Origin of the sequence: Roseateles saccharophilus (assembly GCF_004342485.1) — a bacterium.
In the GTDB taxonomy this organism is placed as follows: Bacteria; Pseudomonadota; Gammaproteobacteria; order Burkholderiales; family Burkholderiaceae_C; genus Pelomonas; species Pelomonas saccharophila.
In genome coordinates this window covers 93,825-119,603 of record NZ_SMBU01000011.1, presented here as the reverse complement: position 1 = coordinate 119,603, position 25,779 = coordinate 93,825, and the positions used below count along the sequence as shown (strand labels likewise).

General features: G+C 69.8%; 24 protein-coding genes. 8 read left to right on the top strand and 16 right to left on the bottom strand.

Going from position 1 to position 25,779, the window contains the following annotated elements; genetic code table 11:
* Position 1 precedes the first annotated feature (1 nt).
* The 3 genes from EV671_RS11860 to EV671_RS11850 all read right to left on the bottom strand — a co-directional run bounded on the left by EV671_RS11860 (position 2) and on the right by EV671_RS11850 (position 5,354).
* The gene (locus EV671_RS11860; RefSeq protein WP_132571527.1) at positions 2 to 3,226 is read right to left on the bottom strand and encodes an efflux RND transporter permease subunit; all 3,225 of its coding nucleotides are present in this window, start codon (positions 3,224 to 3,226) and stop codon (positions 2 to 4) included.
* A gap of 81 nt (positions 3,227 to 3,307) precedes the next feature.
* Positions 3,308 to 4,537 (bottom strand): efflux RND transporter periplasmic adaptor subunit, encoded by a 1,230-nt coding sequence (locus EV671_RS11855; RefSeq protein WP_132571526.1) that lies wholly within the window; start codon positions 4,535 to 4,537, stop codon positions 3,308 to 3,310.
* 31 nt (positions 4,538 to 4,568) lie between these two features.
* On the bottom strand, positions 4,569 to 5,354 hold the full coding sequence (locus EV671_RS11850) for an alpha/beta hydrolase fold domain-containing protein (protein ID WP_165917539.1): 786 nt from the start codon (positions 5,352 to 5,354) through the stop codon (positions 4,569 to 4,571).
* Positions 5,355 to 5,479: 125 nt separating this feature from the next.
* Here EV671_RS11850 and EV671_RS11845 point away from each other — a divergent pair, with 125 nt between their 5' ends.
* Complete coding sequence (locus EV671_RS11845) at positions 5,480 to 6,415, top strand: LysR family transcriptional regulator (protein WP_132571524.1); 936 nt, start codon at positions 5,480 to 5,482, stop codon at positions 6,413 to 6,415.
* Between the two features lie 20 nt (positions 6,416 to 6,435).
* On the opposite strand, the gene EV671_RS26730 is transcribed toward EV671_RS11845, so the two are convergent.
* The 7 genes from EV671_RS26730 to trpE form a co-directional block, all read right to left on the bottom strand.
* Complete coding sequence (locus EV671_RS26730; RefSeq protein WP_165917538.1) at positions 6,436 to 6,588, bottom strand: hypothetical protein; 153 nt, start codon at positions 6,586 to 6,588, stop codon at positions 6,436 to 6,438.
* Positions 6,589 to 6,723: 135 nt separating this feature from the next.
* Positions 6,724 to 7,410, bottom strand: a complete 687-nt coding sequence (locus EV671_RS11840) for a uracil-DNA glycosylase (RefSeq protein ID WP_132571523.1) — start codon at positions 7,408 to 7,410, stop codon at positions 6,724 to 6,726.
* Positions 7,407 to 8,198, bottom strand: a complete 792-nt coding sequence (gene trpC, locus EV671_RS11835) for an indole-3-glycerol phosphate synthase TrpC (RefSeq protein ID WP_132571522.1) — start codon at positions 8,196 to 8,198, stop codon at positions 7,407 to 7,409. The genes EV671_RS11840 and trpC overlap by 4 nt, the downstream gene beginning before the upstream one ends.
* Positions 8,198 to 9,232, bottom strand: a complete 1,035-nt coding sequence (trpD, locus tag EV671_RS11830) for an anthranilate phosphoribosyltransferase (RefSeq protein WP_132571521.1) — start codon at positions 9,230 to 9,232, stop codon at positions 8,198 to 8,200. The genes trpC and trpD overlap by 1 nt, the downstream gene beginning before the upstream one ends.
* 3 nt (positions 9,233 to 9,235) lie before the next feature.
* On the bottom strand, positions 9,236 to 10,285 hold the full coding sequence (ltaE, locus tag EV671_RS11825) for a low-specificity L-threonine aldolase (RefSeq protein WP_132571520.1): 1,050 nt from the start codon (positions 10,283 to 10,285) through the stop codon (positions 9,236 to 9,238).
* A gap of 70 nt (positions 10,286 to 10,355) precedes the next feature.
* Complete coding sequence (locus EV671_RS11820) at positions 10,356 to 10,940, bottom strand: anthranilate synthase component II (RefSeq protein WP_132571519.1); 585 nt, start codon at positions 10,938 to 10,940, stop codon at positions 10,356 to 10,358.
* A 1-nt stretch (position 10,941) separates the two neighbouring features.
* Positions 10,942 to 12,441 (bottom strand): anthranilate synthase component I, encoded by a 1,500-nt coding sequence (gene trpE, locus EV671_RS11815; RefSeq protein WP_132571518.1) that lies wholly within the window; start codon positions 12,439 to 12,441, stop codon positions 10,942 to 10,944.
* Positions 12,442 to 12,713: 272 nt separating this feature from the next.
* Here trpE and EV671_RS11810 point away from each other — a divergent pair, with 272 nt between their 5' ends.
* Positions 12,714 to 13,313, top strand: a complete 600-nt coding sequence (locus EV671_RS11810; protein WP_132571517.1) for a chalcone isomerase family protein — start codon at positions 12,714 to 12,716, stop codon at positions 13,311 to 13,313.
* A gap of 8 nt (positions 13,314 to 13,321) precedes the next feature.
* Here EV671_RS11810 and gph read toward each other — a convergent pair whose 3' ends face one another.
* A complete protein-coding gene (gene gph, locus EV671_RS11805; protein WP_132571516.1) occupies positions 13,322 to 13,984 on the bottom strand; it encodes a phosphoglycolate phosphatase in 663 nt (220 codons plus the stop codon).
* Entirely contained in the window at positions 13,981 to 15,198 is a 1,218-nt protein-coding gene (alaC, locus tag EV671_RS11800) for an alanine transaminase (RefSeq protein WP_132571515.1), read from the bottom strand. Before alaC ends, gph begins: the two co-directional genes overlap by 4 nt.
* A 97-nt stretch (positions 15,199 to 15,295) precedes the next feature.
* On the opposite strand from alaC, the gene EV671_RS11795 reads away from it, so the two are divergent.
* The 6 genes from EV671_RS11795 (at position 15,296) to EV671_RS27395 (ending at position 23,081) form a co-directional block, all read left to right on the top strand.
* Entirely contained in the window at positions 15,296 to 16,204 is a 909-nt protein-coding gene (locus tag EV671_RS11795) for a carbohydrate kinase family protein (protein ID WP_132571514.1), read from the top strand.
* A gap of 7 nt (positions 16,205 to 16,211) precedes the next feature.
* A complete protein-coding gene (locus tag EV671_RS11790) occupies positions 16,212 to 17,120 on the top strand; it encodes a pseudouridine-5'-phosphate glycosidase (protein ID WP_132571513.1) in 909 nt (302 codons plus the stop codon).
* Positions 17,121 to 17,218: 98 nt separating this feature from the next.
* Complete coding sequence (locus EV671_RS11785) at positions 17,219 to 18,403, top strand: efflux RND transporter periplasmic adaptor subunit (RefSeq protein WP_132571512.1); 1,185 nt, start codon at positions 17,219 to 17,221, stop codon at positions 18,401 to 18,403.
* 238 nt (positions 18,404 to 18,641) lie between these two features.
* Complete coding sequence (locus EV671_RS11780; protein ID WP_132571511.1) at positions 18,642 to 21,737, top strand: efflux RND transporter permease subunit; 3,096 nt, start codon at positions 18,642 to 18,644, stop codon at positions 21,735 to 21,737.
* 278 nt (positions 21,738 to 22,015) lie between these two features.
* The gene (locus tag EV671_RS11775; RefSeq protein WP_132571510.1) at positions 22,016 to 22,540 is read left to right on the top strand and encodes a winged helix-turn-helix domain-containing protein; all 525 of its coding nucleotides are present in this window, start codon (positions 22,016 to 22,018) and stop codon (positions 22,538 to 22,540) included.
* Positions 22,541 to 22,562: 22 nt separating this feature from the next.
* Positions 22,563 to 23,081 carry an IS630 family transposase gene (locus EV671_RS27395; protein WP_243655696.1) on the top strand — a complete coding sequence of 173 codons (519 nt, stop codon included), beginning with the start codon at positions 22,563 to 22,565 and terminating at the stop codon, positions 23,079 to 23,081.
* Positions 23,082 to 23,083: 2 nt separating this feature from the next.
* On the opposite strand, the gene EV671_RS11765 is transcribed toward EV671_RS27395, so the two are convergent.
* From EV671_RS11765 to EV671_RS11750, 4 genes are all read right to left on the bottom strand, one after another.
* Positions 23,084 to 23,557, bottom strand: coding sequence for a low molecular weight protein-tyrosine-phosphatase (locus EV671_RS11765; protein WP_132571509.1), 474 nt, complete (start codon positions 23,555 to 23,557; stop codon positions 23,084 to 23,086).
* An 83-nt stretch (positions 23,558 to 23,640) separates the two neighbouring features.
* Entirely contained in the window at positions 23,641 to 24,330 is a 690-nt protein-coding gene (gene rpe, locus EV671_RS11760; RefSeq protein ID WP_132571508.1) for a ribulose-phosphate 3-epimerase, read from the bottom strand.
* 62 nt (positions 24,331 to 24,392) lie between these two features.
* Positions 24,393 to 25,010 (bottom strand): DNA-3-methyladenine glycosylase I, encoded by a 618-nt coding sequence (locus EV671_RS11755; RefSeq protein ID WP_132571507.1) that lies wholly within the window; start codon positions 25,008 to 25,010, stop codon positions 24,393 to 24,395.
* The gene (locus tag EV671_RS11750) at positions 25,007 to 25,753 is read right to left on the bottom strand and encodes a substrate-binding periplasmic protein (RefSeq protein ID WP_132571506.1); all 747 of its coding nucleotides are present in this window, start codon (positions 25,751 to 25,753) and stop codon (positions 25,007 to 25,009) included. The genes EV671_RS11755 and EV671_RS11750 overlap by 4 nt, the downstream gene beginning before the upstream one ends.
* Positions 25,754 to 25,779 lie beyond the last annotated feature (26 nt).

Sequence of the window (25,779 nt, the reverse complement as noted above, 5' to 3'; positions counted from 1 at the left end):
CTCACTTTCCTCGTTGCGGCAGGGCGTCGACGATGGCGGTGGCGGGCTGCGCGGGCGCTGCGGGCGCGGCCACCTGGCCGCCGTGGTGGCGCAGCGGTGCGTTGCCGGTGATGCGACGCACGATGACGTAGAACAGCGGCGTCAGGAACAGGCCGAACAGCGTCACGCCGATCATTCCGGCGAACACCGCCACGCCCATGGCCTTGCGCATCTCGGCGCCGGCACCGGTGCTGAGCACCAGCGGCAGCACGCCCATGACGAAGGCCATCGACGTCATCAGGATGGGGCGCAGCCTGAGGCGCGCGGCCTCCAGCGCCGCCTGCACCGGTGTGCGGCCGGCGAACTCCAGCTCGCGGGCGAACTCGACGATGAGGATGGCGTTCTTCGCGCTCAGGCCGACCAGCACGATGAGGCCGATCTGCGTGAACACGTTGTTGTCGCCGTGGCTGAAATACACGCCCGCCATCGCCGCCAGCAGGCCCATCGGCACGATGAGCAGGATGGCGATGGGGAGGGTCAGGCTCTCGTACTGCGCGGCCAGCACTAGGAAGACGAGCAGGATGGCCAGCGGGAACACCCACACGGCCGAGTTACCGGCGATCTTTTCCTGGTAGGTCAGGTCGGTCCACTCGTAGCCGATGCCCGGGGGCAGGGTCTCGGCGGCGATGCGCTCGACGGCGGCCTGGGCCTGGCCCGACGAGAAGCCGGGCGCGGCGCCGCCGTTGATGTCGGCGGACAGGAAGCCGTTGTAGCGCATCGCGCGCTCGGGGCCGAAGCTGGGCTTGACCTTCATCAGCGCCGACAGCGGCACCATCTCGCCCGAGGCCGAGCGCACCTTCAGCGCGCCGATGTCCTCGGCCCGCGCGCGGTAGGCGGCGTCCGCCTGCACGCGCACGGAGTAGGTGCGGCCGAACTTGTTGAAGTCGTTCACATACAGGCTGCCGAGGTAGATCTGCATCGTGTCGAACACGTCCGTCACGGCCACGCCGAGCTGGCGGGCGCGGGTGCGGTCGAGGTCGGCATAGAGCTGCGGCACATTGACCTGGTAGCTCGAGAACAGGCCGGCCAGTTCGGGCGTCTTGTAGGCCTTGGCCATGAAGGCCTTGAGCGCCTGGTCCAGCGCCTCGTAGCCGACGCCGCCGCGGTCCTGCAGCTGCAGCTTGAAGCCGCCCGTCGTGCCCAGGCCCTGCACGGGCGGCGGCGGGAACATGACGATGAAGGCGTCTTCGATGGCGCCGTACTGCGCGTTCAGCTTGCCCGCGATGGCGCCGGCGGACAGGTCCGCGGTCTTGCGCTCGTCGAAGGGCTTCAGCGTCGCGAACACGATGCCGGAGCTGGAGCTGTTCGTGAAGCCGTTGATCGACAGGCCGGGGAAGGCCACCGCGTGCTCGACGCCGGGCGTCTTCAGCGTGATGTCGGTCATGCGGCGGATGACGTCCTCGGTGCGGTCCAGCGTGGCGCCGTCGGGCAGCTGGGCGAAGCCGATCAGGTACTGCTTGTCCTGGCCGGGCACGAAGCCGCCGGGCACGGCCTTGAACAGGCCGGCCGTGGCCGCGACCAGGCCGAGATAGATGAGCAACATCACGGCCTTGCGCGACATCAGCGCCTTCACGCCGCCGCCGTACTTCGTCGAGCCACTCGCGAACAGCCGGTTGAAACGGCCGAAGAAGCCGCCCAGCACGCGGTCCATGCCGCGGGTCAGCGCGTCCTTCGGAGCCGCGTGGTCCTTCAGCAGCAGCGCGGCCAGGGCCGGCGAGAGTGTCAGCGAGTTGATCGCCGAGATCACCGTCGAGATCGCGATGGTCAGCGCGAACTGCTTGTAGAACTGGCCCGTCAGGCCGGTGATGAAGGCCAGCGGCACGAACACCGAGATCAGCGTCAGCGCGATCGCGATGATGGGGCCGGAGACCTCGCGCATCGCGCGGTAGGTCGCCTCGCGCGGGCTGAGGCCCGACGCGATGTTGCGCTCCACGTTCTCCACCACCACGATGGCGTCGTCCACGACGATGCCGATGGCCAGCACCAGGCCGAACAGGCTCAGCGCATTGATCGAGAAGCCGAAGCCGTGCATCACCGCGAAGGTGCCGATGATGGACACCGGCACGGCCAGCAGCGGGATGATGGATGCGCGCCAGGTCTGCAGGAACAGGATGACGACCAGCACCACCAGCGCGACGGCTTCCAGCAGCGTGTGGATGACGGACTCGATGGACGCGCGCACGAACTGCGTCGGGTCGTAGACGATGGTGTAGTCCACGCCCTCGGGCATCGCGGCCTTCAGCTCGGCCATCGCCGCGCGAACGTTGGTGGAGATGTCCAGCGCATTGCCGCCCGGGGCCTGGAAGATCGGCACCGCGACGGCGGGCTTGTTGTCCAGCAGCGAGCGCAGCGCGTATTCGCTGGCACCCAGCTCCAGCCGGCCCAGGTCGCGCAGCCGCGTCACGGCGCCGTTGGCGCCGGTCTTCACGATGATGTCGCCGAACTCCTCGACCGACTGCAGCCGGCCCTGGGCGTTGACCGACAGCTGCAGGGCGATGCCCTGCAGGCCCGGCGATGCGCCGACGACGCCGGCCGCGGCCTGCACGTTCTGCTCGCGGATGGCCTGCACCACGTCATTGGCCGACAGGCCGTGCTCGGCCACCTTCTGCGGGTCCAGCCAGACGCGCATCGAGTAGTCGCCCGCGCCGAACAGCTGCACCTGGCCCACGCCCGGGATGCGCGCGAGGCGGTCCTTCACGTTGAGCAGCGCGTAGTTGCGCAGATAGGTCATGTCGTAGCGGCTGTTGGGCGAGGTCAGGTGCACGACCATGGTCAGGTCGGGGCTGCTCTTGACCGTCGTCACGCCCAGGCGCCTGACCTCCTCGGGCAGGCGCGCCTCGGCCTGCGAGACGCGGTTCTGCACCAGCTGCTGGGCCTTGTCGGGGTCGGTGCCGAGCTTGAAACTGACGGTCAGCGTCATCAGGCCGTCGGTCGTGGCCTGGCTGCTCATGTAGAGCATGTCCTCGACACCGTTGATGGCCTCTTCGAGCGGCGTGGCCACCGTCTCGGCGATGACCTTGGGGTTGGCGCCGGGATACTGGGCGCGCACGACGACCGAGGGCGGCACGACGTCGGGGTATTCCGAGATCGGCAGCGCGCGGATCGACAGCAGGCCGCCGATGAAGATCAGCAGCGACAGCACGCCCGCGAAGATCGGACGGTCGATGAAGAATTTGGAGAGATTCATGGGGGGCTCCAGGCAACACGCGCCCCGCGGGCCGGCTGAACCGGCCCGCAAAGCGGAGCGCGCGGTGAGAGGTGGGCTAGATCAGGAGTTCTTGGCGCTGGATTGCTGCGCGGCCAGTTCCGGCTTGGCGTCCATCGCGACGTCCTTGGGCGCCAGGACCGAACCTGGCCGCACCCGCTGCACGCCACCGACGACGACCCGCTCGCCGGCTTTCAGGCCCGAAGTCACGACGCGCAGTCCGTTCACGTCGGCGCCCAGCGTCACCGGCCGCCACTCGGCCTGGTTGCCCGCGCCGACGACGATGACATAACGCTTATCCTGGTCGGTGCCGACGGCACGCTCGTTGACCAGCAGCGCGGCCTCCCGCGAGGCCTGGCCCATGCGCAGCTTGGCGAACTGGCCCGGGATCAGCGAGCCGTCCTTGTTGTCGAAGACGGCGCGCACGCGCAGCGTGCCGCTCTTGGCGTCCACCTGGTTGTCGACCAACTGCAGGCGGCCGGTGACGGCCTTGTCGCTGCCCGCGAGCATCTCGACCGGGATGCGCTCCATGCCGCGGCGCTCACCCCCGGCCGGGCCATTCGCGCCCGGCAGCGAGGCCAGCGCATCGCGCACGACCTTCTCGTCGGCATCGAAGCTCGCGTAGATGGGGCTGACCGACACCAGCGTCGTCAGCACTGGCGCGCCGGCGCCTGCGGCGACGAGGTTGCCGGTCGTCACCTCGATCTTGCCGACGCGGCCGGCCACCGGCGCGCGCACCTGGGTGTAGCCGAGGTTGAGCTGGGCCGTCTGCAGCGCGGCCTGGGCGGCGCGCAGATTGGCGGCGGCCTCGCGGGCAGCGTTGTCACGCTCGTCGAAGTCGCGGCGGGCGACGGCGCGTTCCTCCAGCAGGGCCTTGGCGCGTGCCAGCTCGCTCTGCGTGTAGCTCACGCGGGCCTGGGCGGCGCTCACCTGGGCCTCGACGCGGGCGACCTCGGCCTGGTAGGGCGCGGGGTCGATGCTGACGAGCAGGTCGCCGGCCTTCACCAGGCTGCCCTCGCGGAAGTGCAGGGCCTGCACGGCGCCCGACACGCGGGCCCGCACGTCGACGCGCTCCACGGCCTCCAGCCGGCCGGAGAACTCGTTCCAGGCCGACACGTCCTGGCTGACGACCTGGGCGACCGACACCGGCGTGGCCGGCGGCGTGGCGGGGCCGGAGTTGGCGTGGGCGGCAGGGCTGCCGAACTGGCCGAGGCCCATGGCACCGAGGGCGACGAAGGCGGCCGCGCCGGCCACGAGGCCGAGGCGACGGTTGAAGCGGGGGGTGGATGGCATTTCTATTTCTCTCCGAAGGGTCTGGCAGGAATCAGGCGGGAAGCGACAGCGCGCGGCGGGCCGCCTCGCGCAGGAAGTCGTGGATGGGGTTCAGCACCTGCTCGGGCGCGATGGCGGGCAGGCTCAGGTCGCGCACGCAGCCGCCGTGCTGGCGCAGTGCCGCGGCATAGCGGCGCGACTCGTCGTTCAGCGGGTGGCCGGCCAGGCTCAGCACCAGGGCGGGCGCGAGGCCGTTGAGCCGGCTGGCGTTGACGGGCGTGGCGTAGGGGTGGTCGGCGCGGATGCCGTCGCCCAGATAGGCCTGCCAGCCCTTGGCATAGCTGCATTCGCAGCCGCCGCACTCGCCCTTGCGCATGGAGGCGCTGCCGAGCTGCGGGTCCAGCATGGGCGAGACCAGCAGCTGGCCGGCCAGCGTGGGGGCGTGCTGGTCGCGCGCCATCAGCGCCAGCGCCGCGGCGAGGTTGCCGCCGGCCTCCTCGCCGCCGACGAACAGCGCGGTGCGGGCCGAGCCGGTCAGCCTGGCCGGCTTGGCGGCCAGGGCCTGCAGCGCCTCGAAGCTGGCGGACAGGCCGGCAGGGAAGGGGTGCGCGGGGGCGAGCGGGTAGTCCAGCGCGACGACATCGGCGCCGGCCTCGGCCAGCAGCTCGCTGCGGGCGCGGGCCGAGGCCAGCGAGCCGTCGGTGAAGCTGCCGCCGTGCAGCCACAGCAGCAGCGCGCGCGCATCGCCGTCCAGCGGCCGGCGCGCCGTGTAGACATGGGCCAGCTGGCCCGGCGCGGGGCCGAGGCGCAAGCTGGCAGGGGCGACGGTCTTGTCCATGGAGCGAACCATAGAGATTGACGGCCTAGGGATAAACGGGCGCGAAAGCGACTCACTTTTCCTTCGCGTGGAACAATGACCTCATCCCCGCCTGCCCTGGGGCCTTTGGGCCCGCCGAAGCTCCGATGGACCGTCTCACCGCGATGCAAGCCTATGTCCGGGTCGTCGAGGCCGGCACCTTCACCAAGGCCGCCGACTCGCTGGGCCTGCCCAAGGCCACCGTCACGCGCCTGATCCAGACGCTGGAAACGCATCTGCGCACCAAGCTGCTGAACCGCACGACGCGCCGCGTCACGGTCACGCCCGACGGCGCCGCCTACTACGAGCGCGCGACGCGCCTGCTGTCCGACCTGGAGGAACTGGAAGGCAGCATGAACCAGGCGCGCGTGACGCCGCGCGGGCGCATCCGCATCGACGTGCCCGGCGTGGTGGGGCGCGAGATGATCATTCCCCACCTGCCGGACTTCTACGCCAAATACCCCGACATCCAGATCGAGCTCGGCGTCAGCGACCGCACGGTGGACCTCATCAGCGACAACATCGACTGCGTGATTCGCGGTGGCGAGCTGACCGACCAGAGCCTGGTGGCGCGGCGCATCGCCGAGTTCCGCTTCATCACCTGCGCCACGCCCGAATACCTGCGCCGCCATGGCACGCCGGCCCACCCGCGCGAGCTGGGCGAGGCGCCGCACCGCATGGTGGGCTATTTCTCGGCGCGCAGCGGCAAGGTGCTGCCGGACGTCTTCCGCCGCGGCGAGGAGGCTGTGGAGATCGTCGGCAACCATGTGCTGGCCGTGAACGACGCGAGCGCCTACCTGAACGCCGGCCTGGCCCACCTGGGCCTGGTGCAGCTGACCTGCTTCATGGCCGCGCCGCTGATCAGGAGCGGCGGGCTGGTGCGGGTGCTGGAGGACTGGGACGCCGAGCCGGTGCCGGTCTACGTCGTCTACCCGCCCAACCGCCACCTCAGCAGCAAGCTGCGGGTCTTCGTCGACTGGGTCGTCGAGCTGATCGGCCGCGAGGCGATGGGCGGGCTGAAGCTGCGCTGCACGACGGCCTGAGGCCATCGTGCAAGCCGTCTTCAGGCCTTGTCGGGCGCGCTGCTGGCGAACATCGCCTGGCCGAAGTCCTCGGCCGCGGGCGCCGGCGCGCTGATTGCCAGCAACATGCCCGCCGCCAGCGCCGTGACGGCCGTCGCGGCGGTGATCAGCGTGAAAAGGGATCGGGTGTTCATGTGACTCTCCTGCTCGGCGCCCTCTTGGTGGGGATGGGGTGTGCCGATAGGTTGCCACTTTAGGTATTCGGCCCCGCGAGAAAAAGCGGGCTGGATAGAACGGCGAGTTGCTGCGGGCGGAACAATCCGCCGCGATCAGGCCTTGCGCGGCGCGCCGCGCCCGCGCTCCTCCAGCCAGGCCTTGGCCGTCGAGAAATGCCCGCAGCCGATGAAGGGCCGCGGCGGCTTCAGCGCCGACAGCGGCGACGGATGGTTGGCCTTCAGCACAAGGTGGCCCTGGCGCGCGGCCTCGATCAGCGGCGCCTTGGCCTGGGCGTAGGCGCCCCACAGCATGAAGACCTTGGGGGCAGCATCTTCGGCCGCGGCCTTGATGAGGGCGTCGGTCAGGGCCTCCCAGCCGCGGTTGGCGTGGCTGGCGGCCTGGCCGTCCTCCACGGTGAGCACGGCGTTCAGCAGCAGCGTGCCGCCTTCGGCCCAGCGCACCAGGCTGCCGGTCGGCGGGAAGGGCTTGCCGAGGTCGCGCTGGATCTCCTTGAAGATGTTGCGCAGGCTGGGCGGAAAGGGCACGCCCTCGGGCACGCTGAAGGACAGGCCCTCGGCCTGGCCGGGCCCGTGATAGGGGTCCTGGCCGAGGATGACGACGCGCGTGCCGGCCAGCGGCGTCAGCCTCAGCGCGCGCAGCGGCTCGGGCGGGTAGATGGTGGCGCCGGCGGCCTGGCGCTCGGCCAGATAGGCCTGCAGCTTCTGACCCACGGGGCTGGCGGCCCAGTCCTCGACGACGGGGCGCCAGTCGGTGTCGGGAATCTCGAGCGGGAGCTTCATCCGAACAAGTTTGCCAGCGCCTGGCCCGGGTCCGGCGCGCGCATGAAGGCCTCGCCGACGAGGAAGGCATGCACGTTGGCGTCGCGCATGCGCTTCACGTCCGCGGCGCCGAGGATGCCGGATTCGGTCACCAGCAGCCGGTCGGCCGGCACGCGCGGCAGCAGGCCCAGGGTGGTGTCCAGCGTCACGTCGAAGGTGCGCAGGTTGCGGTTGTTGATGCCGACCAGCGGCGTCTTCAGGCGCAGCGCGCGGTCCAGCTCCGCGCCGTCGTGCACCTCGACGAGCACGTCCAGCCCGATGGCATGGGCAGCGGCCTCGAGGTCGGCCATCTGCGAGTCGGCCAGGCAGGCGGCGATCAGCAGGATGCAGTCGGCGCCCATCGCGCCGGCTTCCATGACCTGGTAGTCGTCGACCATGAAGTCCTTGCGCAGCACCGGCAGCTCGCAGGCCGCGCGGGCCTGCTGCAGATAGGCCACCGAGCCCTGGAAGAAGCGCTCGTCGGTCAGCACGGAGAGGCAGGCGGCGCCGTTGCGCGCATAGCTCTCGGCGATCTGCGCAGGCTTGAAGTCCTCGCGGATCACGCCCTTGCTGGGGCTGGCCTTCTTAATCTCGGCGATGACGCCGGCATGGCCCGCAGCGATGGTGGCGCGCAGCGAACGCTCGAAGCCGAGCTGCTCACCGCGGCGCGCCTCGGCCTCCTCGCGTTGCGAGGCCAGCGAGCGCTTGAGCCTGGCCGCGGCGACCTCTTCCCACTTGACCTCGACGATCTTGTTGAGGATGTCGGCCATCACTGCGCTCCCAGGCCCTGCGTGGTCTTCACGAAGGCATCCAGCTTGGCGCGCGCGGCGCCGTTGTCCAGCACCTCGCGGGCGCGCCGGATGCCGTCGGCAATCGAGCTCGCGACGTTGGCCGCATACAGCGTCGCGCCGGCGTTCAGCAGCACGATGTCGCGCGCCGGGCCAGGCTGGCCGTCGAGCACGCCGATCAGCATCTGGCGCGACTGCTCGGGGCCTTCGACCTTGAGGCTGCGGTTGCTGGCCATCGCGAAGCCGAAGTCCTCGGGATGCACCTCGTACTCGCGCACGGCGCCGTCCTTGAGTTCGCCAACCAGCGTCGTCGCGCCCAGCGAAATCTCGTCCATGCCGTCCTTGCCGTAGACCACCAGCGCATGCTCCGCGCCCAGGCGCTGCAGCACGCGCACCTGGATGCCGACGAGGTCGGGGTGGAAGACGCCCATCAGGATGTTGGGCGCGCCGGCCGGGTTGGTCAGCGGGCCCAGGATGTTGAAGATGGTCCGCACGCCGAGCTCGCGGCGCACCGGCGCGATGTTCTTCATCGCCGGGTGGTGGTTGGGCGCGAACATGAAGCCGATGCCGCATTCGGCGACGCTCGCGGCCACCTGGCGCGGCGTCAGCTGGATGTTGGCGCCCAGCGCCTCCAGCACGTCGGCGCTGCCGGTCTTGCTGCTGACGCTGCGGTTGCCGTGCTTGGCCACCTGGGCGCCGGCCGCCGCCGCGACGAACATCGAGCAGGTCGAGATGTTGAAGCTGTGCGCGCCGTCGCCGCCCGTGCCGACCACGTCGACCAGATGGGGCAGGGGGCCGAGCGGCACCTTGTTGCTCAGCTCGCGCATGACCTGGGCCGCGGCGGTGATCTCGCCGATGGTCTCCTTCTTCACGCGCAGGCCGGTGATCAGCGCCGCGGCGATGACGGGCGACATCTCGCCGGCCATGATGCGGCGCATCAGCGTCAGCATCTCGTCGTGGAAGATCTCGCGATGCTCGATGACGCGGGTCAGGGCTTCGTTGTCGGTGATGGGCATGGCTCAGCTCTTGAAGAAGTCGGCGGCGGCGGCGATCGCGTGGTCGATGCCGGCGGCATCGACATCGAGGTGGGTCACGAAGCGCAGGCCGATCATCCCCGTGGCCAGCACGCCGCGCGACTTCAGGTGCTCCAGCAGCGCCGGGCCCCGGTCGTCGCTGACCTGCACGAAGACGATATTCGTCTGCGGTGGCGTGACCGTGACACCGGGCAGCGCCGCCAGGCCCTCGGCCAGGCGCCGGGCCAGCGCGTGGTCGTCGGCCAGGCGTTCGACATGGTGGCTCAGCGCATGGTCGGCCGCGGCGGCCAGCAGGCCGACCTGGCGCAGGCCGCCGCCCACCATCTTGCGCACGCGGTGGGCGCGGCGGATGAGCTCGCGCGAGCCGACGAGCATGGAGCCTATCGGCGCGCCCAGGCCCTTGCTGAAGCAGATGGAGACGGAGTCGAAATGCCGCGCCAGCTCGGCCACCGTGCGGCCGGAGGCGACCGCCGCGTTGAACAGCCGCGCGCCGTCCAGATGCGTGAACAGGCCGCGCGAATGGGCCAGCTCGCAGGCGGCGGTCGTGTAGCTGGCCGGCAGCACATTGCCGCTCCAGGTGTTCTCCAGCGCCAGCAGCCGCGAGCGCGCGAAGTGCGGGTCGTCGGGCTTGATGGCCGCGGCGATGTCTTCGAGCCGGATCGTGCCGTCGGGCTGGTTGGGCAGGGGCTGGGGCTGGATGCTGCCCAGCACCGCGCCGCCGCCACCCTCGTAGCGGTAGGTGTGGGCGAGCTGGCCGACGATGTATTCGTCGCCGCGGCCGCAATGGGCCAGCAGGCCGCAGAGGTTGCTCTGCGTGCCGCTGCTCATGAAGAGGGCGGCCTCCTTGCCGAGCAGGGCGGCGACGCGCTCCTGCAGCGCGTTGACGGTGGGGTCGTCGCCGAACACGTCGTCGCCGACCTGGGCGCACGCGATGGCCTCGCGCATGGCCGGCGTCGGCTTGGTGACCGTGTCGCTGCGCAGGTCGACGACGGCGTTGCCGCCGCTGCCGCCGGAACCGGGCGCGTAGCCGCTCATTGGCGCACCCTTCGCGCTTCGCGCTGTCCCGCCGTGCGGGAATGAGCCCCTTCGGGCGGCCGTGCGTGGCTCATGCCTTCAGCTCCAGGAAGTTGCGCAGCATCGCGTGCCCATGCTCGCTGAGGATGGATTCGGGGTGGAACTGCACGCCCTCCATCGGCGTGGCCGTGCCGGCCAGCTCGCGGTGGCGCACGCCCATGATCTCGCCGTCGTCGCTGCGCGAGGTGATCTCCAGCACCGCCGGGCACGTCGCCTCCTCGATGACGAGGGAGTGGTAGCGGATGACGGAGAAGTCCTGGGGCAGGCCGGTGTAGACGCCGCGCTGGTCGGTCGTGATGGTGCTGGCCTTGCCGTGCATCTGGCGCTTGGCGCGGACGATCCTGCCGCCCAGCGCCTGGCCCATGGACTGGTGGCCCAGGCAGACGCCCAGCAGCGGCTTCTTGCCGAGGAAGTGCCGGACGGCCTCCACGCAGACGCCCGCCTCGGTGGGCGTGCAGGGGCCGGGCGAGAAGACGATGTGGTCGGGGTCCAGGGCCGCCATCTCGGTGACCGTGATCTCGTCGTTGCGCACCACCTTCACGTCCGCGCCCAGTTCACCGAAGTACTGGACGATGTTGAACGTGAAGCTGTCGTAGTTGTCGATCATCAGCAGCATGTCAGAACCCCTCTTCCACCAGTTCGGCCGCTCGGAGCAAGGCGCGTGCTTTCGCCTCGGTTTCCTGCCACTCCAACTCGGGGACTGAGTCCGCCACGATGCCCGCCGCGGCCTGTACATAGAGCATGCCGTTCTTGACGATGCCGGTGCGGATCGCGATGGCCAGGTCCATGTCGCCGGCAAAGCTGAGGTAGCCGCAGGCGCCGCCGTAGATGCCACGCTCGACCGGCTCCAGCTCGTCGATCAGCTCCATCGCGCGCACCTTGGGCGCGCCGCTGAGCGTGCCGGCCGGGAAGGTGGCCTTCAGCACGTCGAGCTGGCCCACTTCGGGGCGCAGCACGCCCTCGACGTTGGAGACGATGTGCATCACATGCGAGTAGCGCTCGACGTCGAAGGCCTGCGTCACCTGCACGCTGCCGGTGCGGGCGATGCGGCCGATGTCGTTGCGCGCCAGGTCGATCAGCATCAGGTGCTCGGCGCGTTCCTTGGGGTCGGCCTTGAGTTCGACCTCCAGCTGCTGGTCGCGCTCGGGCGTGCTGCCGCGCGGGCGGGTGCCGGCCAGCGGGCGGATGGTGACCTTGCGGCTGTCCTTGCCCTGCGCATCCACGGCATGCTCCTCGCGCACCAGGATCTCGGGGCTGGCACCGACGACCTGGAAATCCCCGAAGTCGTAGAAGTACATATAGGGGCTGGGGTTCAGCGCCCTGAGGGCCCGGTAGAGCGCGATGGGCTCGGCCTTGTAGGGCTTGGCCAGGCGCTGGCCGATGACGACCTGCATCAGGTCGCCTGCGGCGATGTACTCCTTGGCGCGCTCCACGGCGGCCATCAGCCCGGCCTTGGAGAACTCGCGCTGCACGGCGTGCGACTCGCTGCGCGGCACGCGCGGCACGCTGACCGAGTAGCTCAGCTTGTCGCGCAACGCGCTCAGCCGCTTGGTGGCGCGGAAATAGGCCTCGGGCTGGCGCGGGTCGGCCCAGACGATGAGGTAGAGCCGCCCGGACAGGTTGTCGATGACGGCCACCTCCTCGGTCAGCAGCAGCAGGATGTCGGGCGTGCCCAGGCCGCCTTGCTTGCGGGTGTCGGCCAGGCGCTTCTCGATGGCGCGCACGGCCTCGTAGCCGAAGTAGCCGGCCAGGCCACCGCAGAAGCGCGGCAGGCCGGCCGGGATCCTGGGCTTGATGCGCTCCTGGTAGGCGGCGATGAAATCCAGCGGGTTGCCCTCGTGCGTCTCGACGACCCGGCCGTCGGTGACGACCTCGCAGAGCGTGCCGGTGGCGCGGACCAGCGTGCGCGCCGGCAGGCCGATGAAGGAGTAGCGCCCGAAGCGCTCGCCGCCGACGACGGACTCCAGCAGGAAGCTGTTGCGGCCCTGGCCGCCGCCGGCGCAGAGCTTGAGGTAGAGGGACAGCGGGGTTTCGAGGTCCGCAAAGGCCTCGCTGATCAGCGGGATGCGGTTGTAGCCCTCGGCGGCGAGGCTCTGGAATTCGAGTTCGGTGATCACGTCAAACCTTGAAAGAAGCAGTCTTCAGGGCTTGGCGTGCAGCCCGGTGGAGAACGGGCAACGCGAGGAAGAGCGCGTCAGTGCGCGCCAAGCAGCATCAATCGGCAGTGAACCAGCGACGCCAGGGCCAGGCTCCCCGGTCGCTCGACCCCGTGATGTACTTCCGCGTGATGAACATGATCGGGCCAGTGTATCAGCCGGGTTTTTGGCGTGTCGGGCCATACTTCGGCACACGAAGATGCCGCCATCGCGGCACGACAACGGAGCGAGACATGCGCGCATTTTTTGTCGCGGCCCTGCTGGCCGCGGGCAGCCTGGGGAGCGCTGCAGCCTGGGCGGACACGGTCGAAGTGGCCAATGTGAAGTACGAGACGGCGCTGGACCTGGCCGGCCAGAAGCTGCAGTTGAATGGCGTCGGCATCCGCTACAAGTTCGTCATCAAGGTCTACACGGCGGGGCTCTACCTGAGCAGCAAGGCCGGCACGACGGCGGAGGTGCTGGCCGCCCACGGCCCCAAGCGCATCCACATCCAGATGCTGCGCGAGGTCGACGGCAACGAGCTCGGCAAGCTCTTCACCAAGGGCATGGAGGCCAACGCGCCGCGCGAGGAGTTCGTCAAGTCCATCAACGGCGTGCTCAAGCTCAGCGAGGTCTTCGCCAGCCGCAAGGCCCTGGTGGCCGGCGACAACTTCTCGGTCGACTTCGTGCCCGGCGTCGGCTCGACGCTGCAGCTCAACGGCAAGCCGCTGCTGAGCGAGCCCATCAAGGAGCCCGAGTTCTTCTCGGCGCTGCTGCGCATCTGGCTGGGCGACAAGCCCGCCGACGAGAGCCTCAAGGAAGCCCTGCTCGGCCTGAAGAAGGCGCGCCGCTGACGCGCGCTTCAGTCGAGGAGGCGCAACTGGTCCAGCCGGTCCAGATGCTGCAGTGCCGCCACGGCGCGGATGTCCTCGCCTTGGTTGTAGCCATAGCTCACCAGTACCAGCGGGCAGCCGGCCGCGTGCGCGGCCTCGGCGTCGTTGCGTGAGTCGCCCACCATCCAGGTCGCCGCTGGCGCCGTGCCTAAAGCAGCACAGGTCTTGAGCAGCGGCAGCGGGTCGGGCTTTTTGCGCTCGAACGCGTCGCCGCCGAAGACCTGGCCGAAATAGCCGTCCAGCCCCTTGCGCCTGAGCAGCTCGCGCGCCGGTTCGCCGGGCTTGTTGGTCAGCACGGCCAGCGGCAGGCCGCGCGCGCGCAACGCCTCCAGCCCCTCGACGACGCCGGGGTAGACGGCGGCGTGCTCGCCGTTCACGGCCGCGTAGTGCTGCTGGTAGAGCTGCCAGGCGTGGTCGAACAGCGCTGCGTCGGCGCCGACCTCGGCCAGCGTCGTGCGCACGAGGTGCTCGCTGCCGCGGCCGATGGTGTGCTCGACGAAGCCCCGCGTGACGCCCGGCAGGCCGAGGTCGGCCAGCACGAAGCCGAGCACGGCGACGAAGTCGCCCAGGGTGTCGACGAGGGTGCCGTCGAGGTCGAGGATGCAGGCCTGTGGCGCTTGCGGAGTCGTCATGGTTTCAGCAGTCCATCGGCCTTGAACATGGCCTTGATGCCGCGCACCGCCTGGCGGATGCGCGCCTCGTTCTCGATCAGCGCGAAGCGCACATGGCCGTCGCCGTGGTCGCCGAAGCCGATGCCGGGCGACACGCAGACCTTGGCCTTCTCCAGCAGCTGGCGCGCGAACTCCAGCGAGCCCAGCTCGCGGTAGGGCTCGGGGATGCGCGCCCAGATGTACATGCTGGCCTTGGGGCAGTCCACCGCCCAGCCGGCCTCGGTGAGGCCCTTGTGGAGCACGTCGCGGCGGCGCTGGTAGCTGGCGGCGATGTCCTTCACGCATTGCTGGTCGCCCTCCAGCGCGGCAATGGCCGCGACCTGCAGCGGCGTGAAGCTGCCGTAGTCGTGATAGCTCTTGATGCGGGCCAGCGCCGCGACGAGGTCGGCATTGCCCACCATGAAGCCGACGCGCCAGCCGGCCATGTTGTAGCTCTTGCTCAGCGTGAAGAACTCGACTGCCATGTCCTTGGCGCCGGGCACCTGCATGATGGATGGCGCGACATAGCCATCGAAGACGATGTCGGCATAGGCCAGGTCGTGCACCACGAGGATGTCGTGCTTCTTGGCCAGGGCCACGACGCGCTCGAAGAAGCCGATATCCACGCACTGCGCCGTCGGGTTGGACGGGAAGCCGAAGACCATCATCTTGGGCTTGGGGTAGCTGCCGCGGATGGTTCGCTCCAGCTCGGCGAAGAAGTCCACCTCGCTGCTGACCGGGATCGCGCGGATGTCGGCGCCGGCGATGACGGCGCCGTAGATGTGGATGGGGTAGCTGGGGTCGGGCACCAGCACGGTGTCGCCGCGGTCCAGCGTGGCCAGCATCAGGTGGGCCAGGCCTTCCTTGGAGCCGATGGTGACGATGGCCTCGGTGTCGGGGTTGATGTCGACGCCGTAGCGGCGCTGGTACCAGTGCGAGATCGCGCGGCGCAGCCGCGGGATGCCCTTGCTGGCCGAGTAACCGTGGGTGTCGGGCCGTTGCGAGACTTCGTTGAGCTTGGCGACGATGTGGGCCGGCGTGGCCCCGTCGGGGTTGCCCATGCTCATGTCGATGATGTCCTCGCCACGCCGTCGGGCCGCGAGCTTGAGCTCTGCGGTGATGTTGAAGACGTAGGGCGGGAGGCGGTCGATGCGCGCGAAACGGCGCTTGCCGCCGGAAGCGGAAGAAGAGGTCATTGCAGTGTTCACGTGAGCGCCCGGAACCGTCCGAGCGACGTGGGCGGCGTGGCGCCGCGCCGGGGCGGAACTTAGCACGGCTTTCTAGAATCGTGCGATGAACCCTTCTGCCGCCCCCATCGTCTGCATTGGCGGCCTCAATATCGATCGCAAGCTGCGCCTGCTGGCGCATGCGCTGCCGGCCTCCTCCAACCCCTGCGAGTCGCACGAGACGCCCGGCGGCGTCGTGCGCAACGTGGCCGAGAACCTCGCCCGCCTGGGCCTGCCGGTGGCGCTGATCGCCGTCGTCGGCGACGACGCCGGCGGCCGCCTGCTGCTGGAGCAGGCGGCCCAGGTCGGCATCGACACGCGCGCCGTCATCCGGCTGCGCCGCCACGCCAGCGACAGCTACACGGCCGTGCTCGCGCCTGACGGCAACCTGGTGCTGGGCCTGGCGGCCATGCCGCTGGTCGAGAGCCTCAGCCCCTGGGCGCTGGAGGCCAGCAAGGCCCTGCGTGCCGCGGCGGCCCTGGTCGTGGCCGACGGCAACCTGCCGCCCGACGCCTGGCCGTTGCTGCTCGCCGAGGCCCGGGCCGGCGGTGGCCGCCTCGTCGGCGTCGCGGTGTCCGAGGCCAAGATGGAGCGCCTGCCCGAGCAGCTCGCCGGCCTGCACCTGCTGATCCTGAACGTCGGCGAGCTCGGCACCGTGGCCGCCGACCGGGCCGCGGCCTTCGCGGCCCTGCATGCGCGCGGCGTCGAGCGCGTGCTGGTTTCCGAGGGCGCCAGGGGGTTGCAGCTCAGCGAAGCCGGCCGGCCGCTGCGCCATTGGCCGGCGCCCGAGGTCGACGTCGTCGACGTGACCGGCGCCGGCGACGCGCTGGCGGCCGGCATCTGTGCGGCCCTGCTGCGCGACGGCGGCGACTTCGCCACCGCCGCCCGCCTGGGCCTGGACCTGGCCGCGCTGACGCTGCAGACCGAGGACAGCGTCCACCCCGAACTCGACCCCAGCTTCCTGAAAGACCGATAGGCCCGCGATGAACGAACTGATCCAACTCTCGCCCGAAGTGGCCGCGGCCCGTGCCGAGGGCTGGCCCGTCGTTGCGCTGGAGTCCACCATCATTGCCCACGGCATGCCCTGGCCGCAGAACCTGGAGACGGCCCGCGAGGTCGAGGGCGTCATCCGCGCCGAGGGCGCCGTGCCGGCCACCATCGCCGTCATCGGCGGGCGCATCCGCATCGGCCTGACCGACGCGGAGCTGCAGCAGCTGGCGCAGTCGCCCGACGCGATGAAGCTCAGCCGGCGCGACCTGCCCTATGCCGTCGCCACCGGGCGCCTGGGCGCGACGACGGTGGCCGCGACGATGATCTGCGCCCAGCTGGCCGGCATCGAGGTGTTCGTCACCGGCGGCATCGGCGGCGTGCACCGCGGCGCCGAGACGAGCTTCGACATCTCGGCCGACCTGCAGGAACTCGCGCGCACGCCGGTGGCGGTGATCTGCGCGGGCGCCAAGTCCATCCTCGACCTGGCGCTGACGCTGGAATACCTGGAGACCCACGGCGTGCCGGTGCTCTCCATCGGCCAGGACAACTTCGCCGCCTTCTTCACGCCCGACAGCGGCCTGAAGGCCGACTTCCGCATGGACACAGCCGATGAACAGGCCCGCTTCATCCGCGCCAAATGGGCGCTGGGCCTGGGCGGCGGCGTCGTCGTCAGCAACCCGGTGCCGGCGGCCGCAGCCATGCCACGCGAGGAGATGGCCGCGATCACGGCCCAGGCGCTGGCGGAGGCCGAGGCGCAGGGCATCCAGGGCAAGGCCATCACGCCCTTCCTGCTGGCGCGCATCAAGGCGCTGACGGGCGGGCGCAGCCTGGCCACCAACATCGCGCTGGTGAAGCACAACGCGGTGGCCGGCACCCGGCTGGCGCGGGCGCTGCAGGGCTGAGGGCGCACAGGGAAGGGGTGACTGAAGTCTGGGCGGAGCCGGGCGATTAAGCTGGTCCGCTTTTGCCGTCAATCCCTCACTTTTGGTAGACCAGCCTCATGCGCGCGATTTCTCCTGCTTCCTTTCCCGTTCCGGCGCTGCTGCTTGCCACCGTCGTTCTGGCCGGCTGTGGCCGCAAGGCCGATGGCGACGGGGCTGCGGCGCCCGCGGTGGCGGCCAGCGCCGCGGTGCAGACGGTGGGCGTCGTCAAGGTGCTGCAGGCCGACGTGCCCGTCGCCGTCGAGGCCAGCGGTACCGTCACCGCGCTGCAGAGCGTGGACCTGCGCGCGCAGACGACTTCGACGGTCGCCCAGGTGCACGTGAAGGACGGGCAGATGGTGAAGAAGGGCGAGCTGCTGTTCCGCTTCGACGACCGCGCCGACCGCGCTGCGCTGGACAAGGCCCGCGCCCAGCTGGCGCGCGACCGCGCGGCCCAGGCCGACCTGGAGCGCCAGCTCGGGCGCGCCCGCGAGCTGGTGGCGCAGAACTTCATCGCCCAGAGCGCCGTCGACACGGCCCAGGCCAACCTCGACGCCGGTCTGGCCCTGGTGCGCAGCGACGAGGCCGTCGTGCAGGCCGCCCAGGTCGCGCTGGGCTACAACGAGCTGCGCGCGCCCATCAACGGCCGTGCCGGCATCGTCGGCGTCTTCCCCGGCAGCCTGGTGCAGGCCAGCGCGACGGCCGCGCCCCTCGTCAACATCGCGCAGCTGGACCCGATCAGCATCGCCTTCAGCCTGCCCGAGACCCAGCTGGGCGCGCTGCTGGAGGCCACGCGCAACGGCCGCCTGGACGTCGAGGCCCTGCCGCCGCCCGGCTCGCCGCGCGGCGCCGCGGCCGTGAAGGGTCATGTCACGGTCGTCGACAACCTCGTCGACACGACGACCGGCACCATCAAGGTCAAGGCCGAGTTCGACAACAGGGCCCAGGCGTTGTGGCCCGGCCAGTACCTGCGCGTGCGCGTGACGCTGCAGACGCTGAAGGGCGCCACCGTCATCCCGCAGGTGGCCGTCATCCTGCGCGGCAGCGAGCGCTTCGTCTACGTCGTCGCGGCCGACAACACGGCCCGGCTGCTGCCGGTGCAGCTGCGCGCCGGTCTGGGCGAGCAGGCCGTCGTCGAGGGCCTGGAAGCGGGCCAGCAGGTCGTCGTGGACGGCAAGCAGAACCTGCGCCCCGGCACGCCGGTGAAGTTGCAGGCGCCCATCGTGAAGCCGGCGGGCGTGGCCGCGTCCGGGGCGGGTCAATGACGCGGGCCGAGCGCTGGGCCGCCATTGGCCAGAGGCCAATGGCCTTCCGTAGGCACAAGCAGTCCGCAGGGACTGCTTGTGTCCGACTCCAGCTCGCCGAGCCGGCCCGCATCCCCTCGGGGGCTGAGGCCGGACATGGCAAGTCCAGTGGACTTGCCATGCCTGCCGAAGAGCAGCAGCTCCGCCCGCCGCGCGGCCTGCAAGGCCGGCCGATGTACTCATCGGACGAGGGGCAGACATGAGACTGACGGAGCTCTTCATCCGGCGGCCGGTGATGACCGTGCTGCTGAACATCTCGCTGGTCATCGGCGGCCTGGCGGCCTGGAGCCGCATTCCGGTGGCGGCGCTGCCCTCCTACAACACGCCCATCATCAATGTGCAGGCCGTGCTGCCCGGCGCCTCGCCGGACACCATGGCCTCCTCGGTCGCGCTGCAGCTGGAAAAGCAGTTCTCGACCATCGCCGGCCTGCAGACCATCTCGTCGGTCAACACGCTGGGCAACAGCTCGCTGACGCTGGAGTTCGACCCTGCGCGCGACATCGACGCCGCCGCCGTCGACGTGCAGGCCGCGCTGTTCCGGTCTTTGCGCGCGCTGCCGGCGGAGATGACGACGCCGCCGAGCTACCGCAAGGTCAACCCGGCCGACGCGCCGGTGCTGCTGGTGGCGCTGACCTCGCCGTCCATCAACCTGTCCGAACTGAACGACTACGCGGAGAACCTGCTGTCGCCGGGCCTGTCCACCATCGACGGCGTGGCCCAGGTGATGATCTTCGGCCAGAAGCGTTTCGCGGTGCGCATCAAGGCCAGGAACGAGCTACTGATCCAGCGCAATCTGACGCTGGAGGACCTGCAGAACGCCATCCGCCTCGCCAATGCGAACACGCCGGTCGGCGTGCTGGACGGCGCGCGCCAGACGCTGACTATCCAGGCCAACAAGCAGCTGCGCAATGCGCAGGAGTTCGGCGACGTGGTGGTGGCCTCGCGCAACGGCGCGCCGGTCTATCTGCGCGACGTGGCCGACGTGCAGGACAGCTTCGAGACCGTGAAGAGCTTCGGCAGCTTCCAGGGCGAGCGTTCCATCGTGCTCGCCATCCAGCGCCAGCCGGACGCCAACACCGTCAAGGTCGTCGATGCCGTGAAGGCCATGCTGCCGCGCTTCGCCGCGCAGATGCCGGCCTCCATCCACATGGACACGCTGAACGACCGCTCGGTGTCCATCCGCGAGTCCCTGCACGACGTCTACTTCACGCTGGGCCTGACCGTCGTGCTGGTGGTGCTGGTCATCTTCATCTTCCTGCGCCGCGCCATCGCGACGCTGATCCCGACGCTGTCGCTGCCGATCTCGCTGATCGGCGCGCTGACACTGCTGTTCGCGCTCGGCTACAGCCTGGACAACATCTCGCTGCTCGGCATCACGCTGGCCGTGGGCCTGGTGGTGGACGACGCCATCGTCATGCTGGAGAACATCCACCGCCACATCGAGGACGGCATGGCGCCCTTCGACGCGGCGATACGCGGCGCGCGCGAGATGGCGTTCACGATCATGTCGATCTCGATCTCGCTGTGCGCGGTGCTGATCCCGATCTTCTTCATGCCCGGCGTCATCGGCCTGCTCTTCCACGAGTTTGCGGTCGTCGTGTCGCTGTCCATCCTGGTCTCGGCCGCCGTGTCGCTGACCCTCGTGCCCATGCTGTGCAGCCGCCTGCTCAGGCATCACGACGCGCACGAGGAAGGCTGGCTGGGCCGCCACTTCGAGCGCGGCTTCAACGCCGTGCTGGGCGCCTACACGCGCACGCTGGACGTTGCGCTGCGCCGCCGCTGGTGGGTCATGGGCGTGGCCGTGCTCAGCTTCGCGGCCACCATAGGCTTCTACGTCAGCATCCCCAAGGGCTTTTTCCCCGAGGAGGACATCGGCCAGATCCAGGGCAGCACCGAGGCGTCCGAAGACATCTCCTTCACCGCGATGACGGCGCTGCAGGAGAAGGTCGCCGCCATCGTGCAGGCCGACCCGGCCGTGGCCAGCGTGTCGGCCGGCATCGGCGGCGGCGGCAATGCGACCAACACCGGCCGCCTCTTCATCAACCTCAAGCCCCGCAAGGACCGCCCGGGCATGGCCGCCGTGGTGGAGGGCCTGCGCCAGAAGCTGCGCGCCGTGCCCGGCATCGCCGTCTACCTGCGCCCGGTGCAGAACCTGCAGCTCGGTGGCCGGCAGAGCAAGAGCCGCTACCAGTACACGCTGCAGTCGGTGTCGGCGGGGGAGCTGAACTCCTGGTCGGTCAAGCTGCAGGACCGGCTGCGCGAGGACCCGCGCTTTCGCGACGTGACCAGCGACTCGCAGCTGCGCGGCCTGCAGGCCAACCTCGTCATCGACCGCGAGCGCGCGGCCGTGCTCGGCGTGCAGATGGGCGACCTGCGCAATGCGCTCTACGACGCCTTCGGCGAGCGCCAGGTGTCCAGCATCTATGCCGAGAGCAACACCTACCAGGTCATCATGGAGGCCAGCGACCCCGACCGCGCCAGCGAGGACGCCTTCGGCAAGATCTATCTGCGCGGCCGCAACGGCGCCCAGGTGCCGCTGACCGCCTTCGCCACCGTGCAGCGCGGCCTCGGCCCCACGGCCGTCAACCACCAGGGCCAGCTGCAGGCGATCACGATCAGCTTCAACCTCGGCCCAGGAGTGCCGCTGGGCGATGCGACCAAGGCGCTGGAGGGCTATGCGCGCGAGATCCATCTGCCGGCCAGCGTCATCACCAGCTATGGCGGCGACGCGGCCGTCTTCCACGACTCCCAGGGCGGCCAGCTGCTGCTGATCGGCCTGGCGCTGGCCGTCATCTATGTGCTGCTGGGCGTGCTCTATGAGAGCTACATCCACCCCATCACCATCCTGGCCGGCCTGCCCTCGGCGGCGGTGGGTGCGCTGATCACGCTGCAGCTCGCCGGCATGGAGCTGACCATCATCGCCACCATCGGCATCGTCATGCTGATCGGCATCGTGAAGAAGAACGCGATCATGATGATCGACTTCGCGCTGGACGCGCAGCGCAACCAGGGCCTGACGCCGGCCGAGGCCATCCGCGAGGCCTGCGTGCTGCGCTTTCGGCCCATCATGATGACGACGCTGGCCGCGCTGATGGGCGCGCTGCCGATCGCGCTGGGCCTGGGCGCCGGCGCCGAGCTGCGCCAGCCGCTGGGCCTGGCCGTGGTGGGCGGCCTGATCCTGTCGCAGGCCGTGACGCTCTACATCACGCCGGTCATCTACCTGGCGCTGGACCGCTTCAGCGGCAGCGGGCCGGACGTGCGCGAGGTCGCGGAGTTCGCCAGTAAAGCTGTCTGATCGATGCGGCCGTCGTGTCTTTGGCGGGCCGAGCGCCGGGCCTGCCATTGGCCAGAGGCCAATGGCCTTGCGTAGGCACAAGCAGTCCGCAGGGACTGCTTGTGTCCGACTTCAGTTCCCAAGCCGGTCCGCTCTGGCGATGTGCTTGCGGCTCGATGCCGCAAGCATCGCCATCCCCTCGGGGGATCGGCCAAGTATTCCTTGGACGAGGGGCTCATACCAAGTTGCATTCATTAATTTAGATATCATCTTGATTCACGGACTTCAAGGAGTCGTGGATGAAGAGTCTGATCGTGGGCGACAGGCCGACCGTGGAGCGGTTGGCCGAGAGGCTGAAGAGCGCGAGCAGCCGCACTGAGTACCAGCGCATCCAGTGCATGCTGATCAGAGCCACGTTGGGCAGCTCGGCGGCAGAGATCGCGCAGTTGCTGGGCTGGTCGACCGCCACGGTGCACGTGATGCACTCGCGCTGGGCCAAGGAGGGCGAGGCGCTCTTCGACGTGCGGGAGCGCGGCGGCCGGCACCACCAGCACCTCAGCGCAGAGCAGGAGCAGGAACTGTTGGCACCGTTCGTCGCGCGCGCCCAGGCCGGCGGTCTGCTCACCGTGGCCGAGATCCAGCAGGCCTACCAGGAGCGCACCGGCAAGACGGTGGCGCGCTCGACGGTGTACCGGTTGCTGGAGCGGCATGGCTGGCGCAAGCTTGTGCCGCGCCCCAGGCACCCGAAGGCTGATGTGCAGGCGCAGGCCGCTCTAAAAAAAACTCCGCCGCGCGGTACGCCGCGAGGTCTGGCGCCAGGCTGAGCAAGGCCGCCGCGTGCGGCTGATGTTCCAGGACGAGGGGCGCTTCGGGCTGCTGGGCACACCGCGGCGCTGCTGGGCGCCAAGAGGCATGCGCCCGGTGGTCGGCGCGCGACTGCAGCGCAAGTACATCTACGCCTTCAGCGCCGTGAGTCCGCACGACGGCGTGCTCGACAGCCTCGTGCGGCCGTGGGTTAACGCCCAGACGATGTCACTGTTCCTGGCTGAAGTGGCCAGGCGTCACGCCGATGAGTTCATCTTCATGGTGATGGACCAGGCCGGCTGGCACATCGCCGGCGAACTCGCGGTGCCGTCCAACATGCGGCTGATGTTCTTGCCGCCCTACAGCCCCGAGCTGAATCCGGCAGAACACCTGTGGAAAGCAATCCGCGAGGACTGCTTCGCCAACCATGTCTTGCGCGATCTCGATGCTGTCGAGGCCGCACTGACCGGCGGCATCAACGCTCTCGAAGCCAACCCCGTCCGAACCCAGTCAATGACCGGGTTCAAGTGGATTACGTCTATATCTTTGAACGCGACTTAGTATCAGTTGAACTTCAGGCGACCCTCGCGGGCGGCCATCTGCAGGCTGCCGGCGGCGCGTTCGATCATGGCGATGACGGCATCAAAGCCGGCGGCCGGGCCGAAATAGGGGTCGGGGATGTCCTGGCCGGCCAGCTCGGGCACGAAGTCGGTCAGCATCAGGATGCGTGCGTGCAGCTCGGCCGCGGCCTTGCTGCGCAGCGCCTCGACATGCTCGGCCTCCATCGCCAGCACGAGGTCGTACTGGCCCAGCTGTTCGGGGTCCGCGCGCTGCGAGCGCCATTTGCGGTCGAGGCTGTAGTTGTGGCGCGCCAGCGCGGCGGCCGCACGCGCATCCACCGGGCCGCCCCGCGGGTCGGCGTTCACGCCGGCCGAGGCGATGGTCCTGAACAGGTCGCCCAACCTGGCCTTGAAGATGGCCTCGGCCATCGGCGAGCGGCAGATGTTGGCGGTGCAGACGAGCAGGATGGCGGCCATGTCAATGCCGCCCGGCCGCACTAAGGCTATGACGCGCCCCCTCGGGGGGCAGTGAGCGGAGCGAACGTGGGGGCTTCATGTCTTCAGGCCTTGGCGAGTTCCGCGCGCATTGCGTCGATGACGGCCTTGTAGTCGGGCTTGCCGAAGATGGCCGAGCCGGCGACGAAGGTGTCGGCGCCCGCCGCGGCGATCTCGCGGATGTTGTCGACCTTCACGCCGCCGTCGATCTCCAGGCGGATGTCGCGGCCGCTCTTGGCGATGAGCTCGCGTGCCTTCTGCAGCTTCTTCAGCGCGCTGGGGATGAAGCTCTGGCCGCCGAAGCCCGGGTTGACGCTCATCAGCAGCACCATGTCGACCTTGTCGATGACCCACTCCAGCACGTCCAGCGGCGTGGCCGGGTTGAAGACCAGGCCGGCCTGCTTGCCCTCGCCCTTGATGACCTGCAGCGTGCGGTCCACATGAGCGCTGGCGTCGGGGTGGAAGGTGACCATGTCGGCGCCGGCGCGGCAGAAGGCCTGGGCCAGGCTGTCGACCGGCTGCACCATCAGGTGCACGTCGATGACGGCCGGGCTGCCGTCGGGCTTGACCGCGTGCTTGCGCAGCGCCTCGCAGACCATCGGCCCGAAGGTCAGGTTGGGCACGTAATGGTTGTCCATCACGTCGAAGTGGATCCAGTCGGCGCCCGCGGCCAGCACATTGCGGACCTCCTCGCCCAGGCGAGCGAAATCGGCGGACAGGAGGCTGGGGGCGATGAAGTGTTGGGCGGCGCGCATGGGCGCGGATTCTAGGAGGCTGTCGGGCTTGGGGCCGGCCCGGCCCCAAGCCCGACAGCCTCCTAGCCCAGCCGTCTGAACGCTTCGCGCGCCCGCTGCGCCTCGGCCCAGTGATGGCAGCCGGGCTGGTGGTCGTTGATCAGGCCCATGGCCTGCATCAGCGCGTGCATCGTCGTCGGGCCGACGAACTTCCAGCCGCGCTTCTTCAGGTCCTTGGACAGGGCCTCGGAGGGGGCCGACTGCGCCAGGTTGTGGGCTACCGAGTTCTGCGGCGGCTCGAAGCGCCACAGGTAGGCGGCCAGCGAGCCCTCCTGCGCCACCAGCTCCACGCAGCGCCCGGCGTTGTGGATGGCGGCCTCGATCTTGCCCCGGTGGCGCACGATGCCGGCGTCGCCCAGCAGGCGGTTCACGTCCTTCTCGCCGAAGCGGGCCACCTCGTTGTAGTCGAAGCCCGCGAAGGCCGCGCGGAAGGCCTCGCGCTTGTTCAGGATGGTGCGCCACGATAGGCCGCTCTGGAAGCCCTCCAGGCAGAGCTTCTCGAACAGCCGGAAGTCGTCCGCCACGGGGCGGCCCCATTCCTCGTCGTGGTAGCGCAGATAGAGCGCGTCGCCGGCCGCGGCGGCGCACCAGGCGCAGCGCGGGCGGCCGTCGGGTGGCAGGTACAAGGGCTTTGCGGTCATCGGTATTTGTCGGCCAGCTGGCGCAGCGTGCCGTCGCGCTCAAGCCGGCGCAGGGCCTGGGTCAGGCGTTCCGCCTGGGCCGCCGGCAGGTCGGCGCGCACGGCGAGGTATTGCTCCTCCTCCTGGAAGGCGCTGCGGCCCATCCTGAGCCCGTCGGCAACACGGCTCTCGGCAATGTAGCGCCGCAGGTTGATGTCCTGGCCGTAGAGGGCGTCGGCGCGCCCGAGGGCCAGCATCTGCAGCGCCTCGCGTTCGGAGCCGACCTCGGCGATGGCCACATCGGCCGCCGCCAGGCGGCGCGCCAGCACGGTGCCGCGCACGACCAGCACGGGCTTGGCGCGGCTCAGCATGGCGAGCTCGGCCAGGCTGCCCACCCCGCGCGGGTCGTCGGTGCGCTGCACGACGACATGGCGTATGCGGTACAGCGGCACCGGCAGATAGCGCCACTGCTGTTCGCGCTCGGGCGACTTCAGCAGGCAGAAGAAGGCGTCGACGAGGCCGTCGGCCAGCAGGCGCTCGACGCGCTTGAGCGGCACCTGCTGCTCCAGGCCGGTGAAGCGCAGCCCCGGGTCCTGCTTCTCGACGGCGTGCAGGATCTCCACGCACAGCCCCGGCTTCTGCGGGCCGGCGTCGGGGTCGTACTTGACCGTCGAGCTGGACTGCTGGACCGTGCGCAGCGCAAGCTCCTGGGCCGGCACTGCCAAGCTCAGCAGTGCGCCCAGCAGGCAGAGCCAGCGCAGCACTTAGGATCGCATCCCGACGAACATGC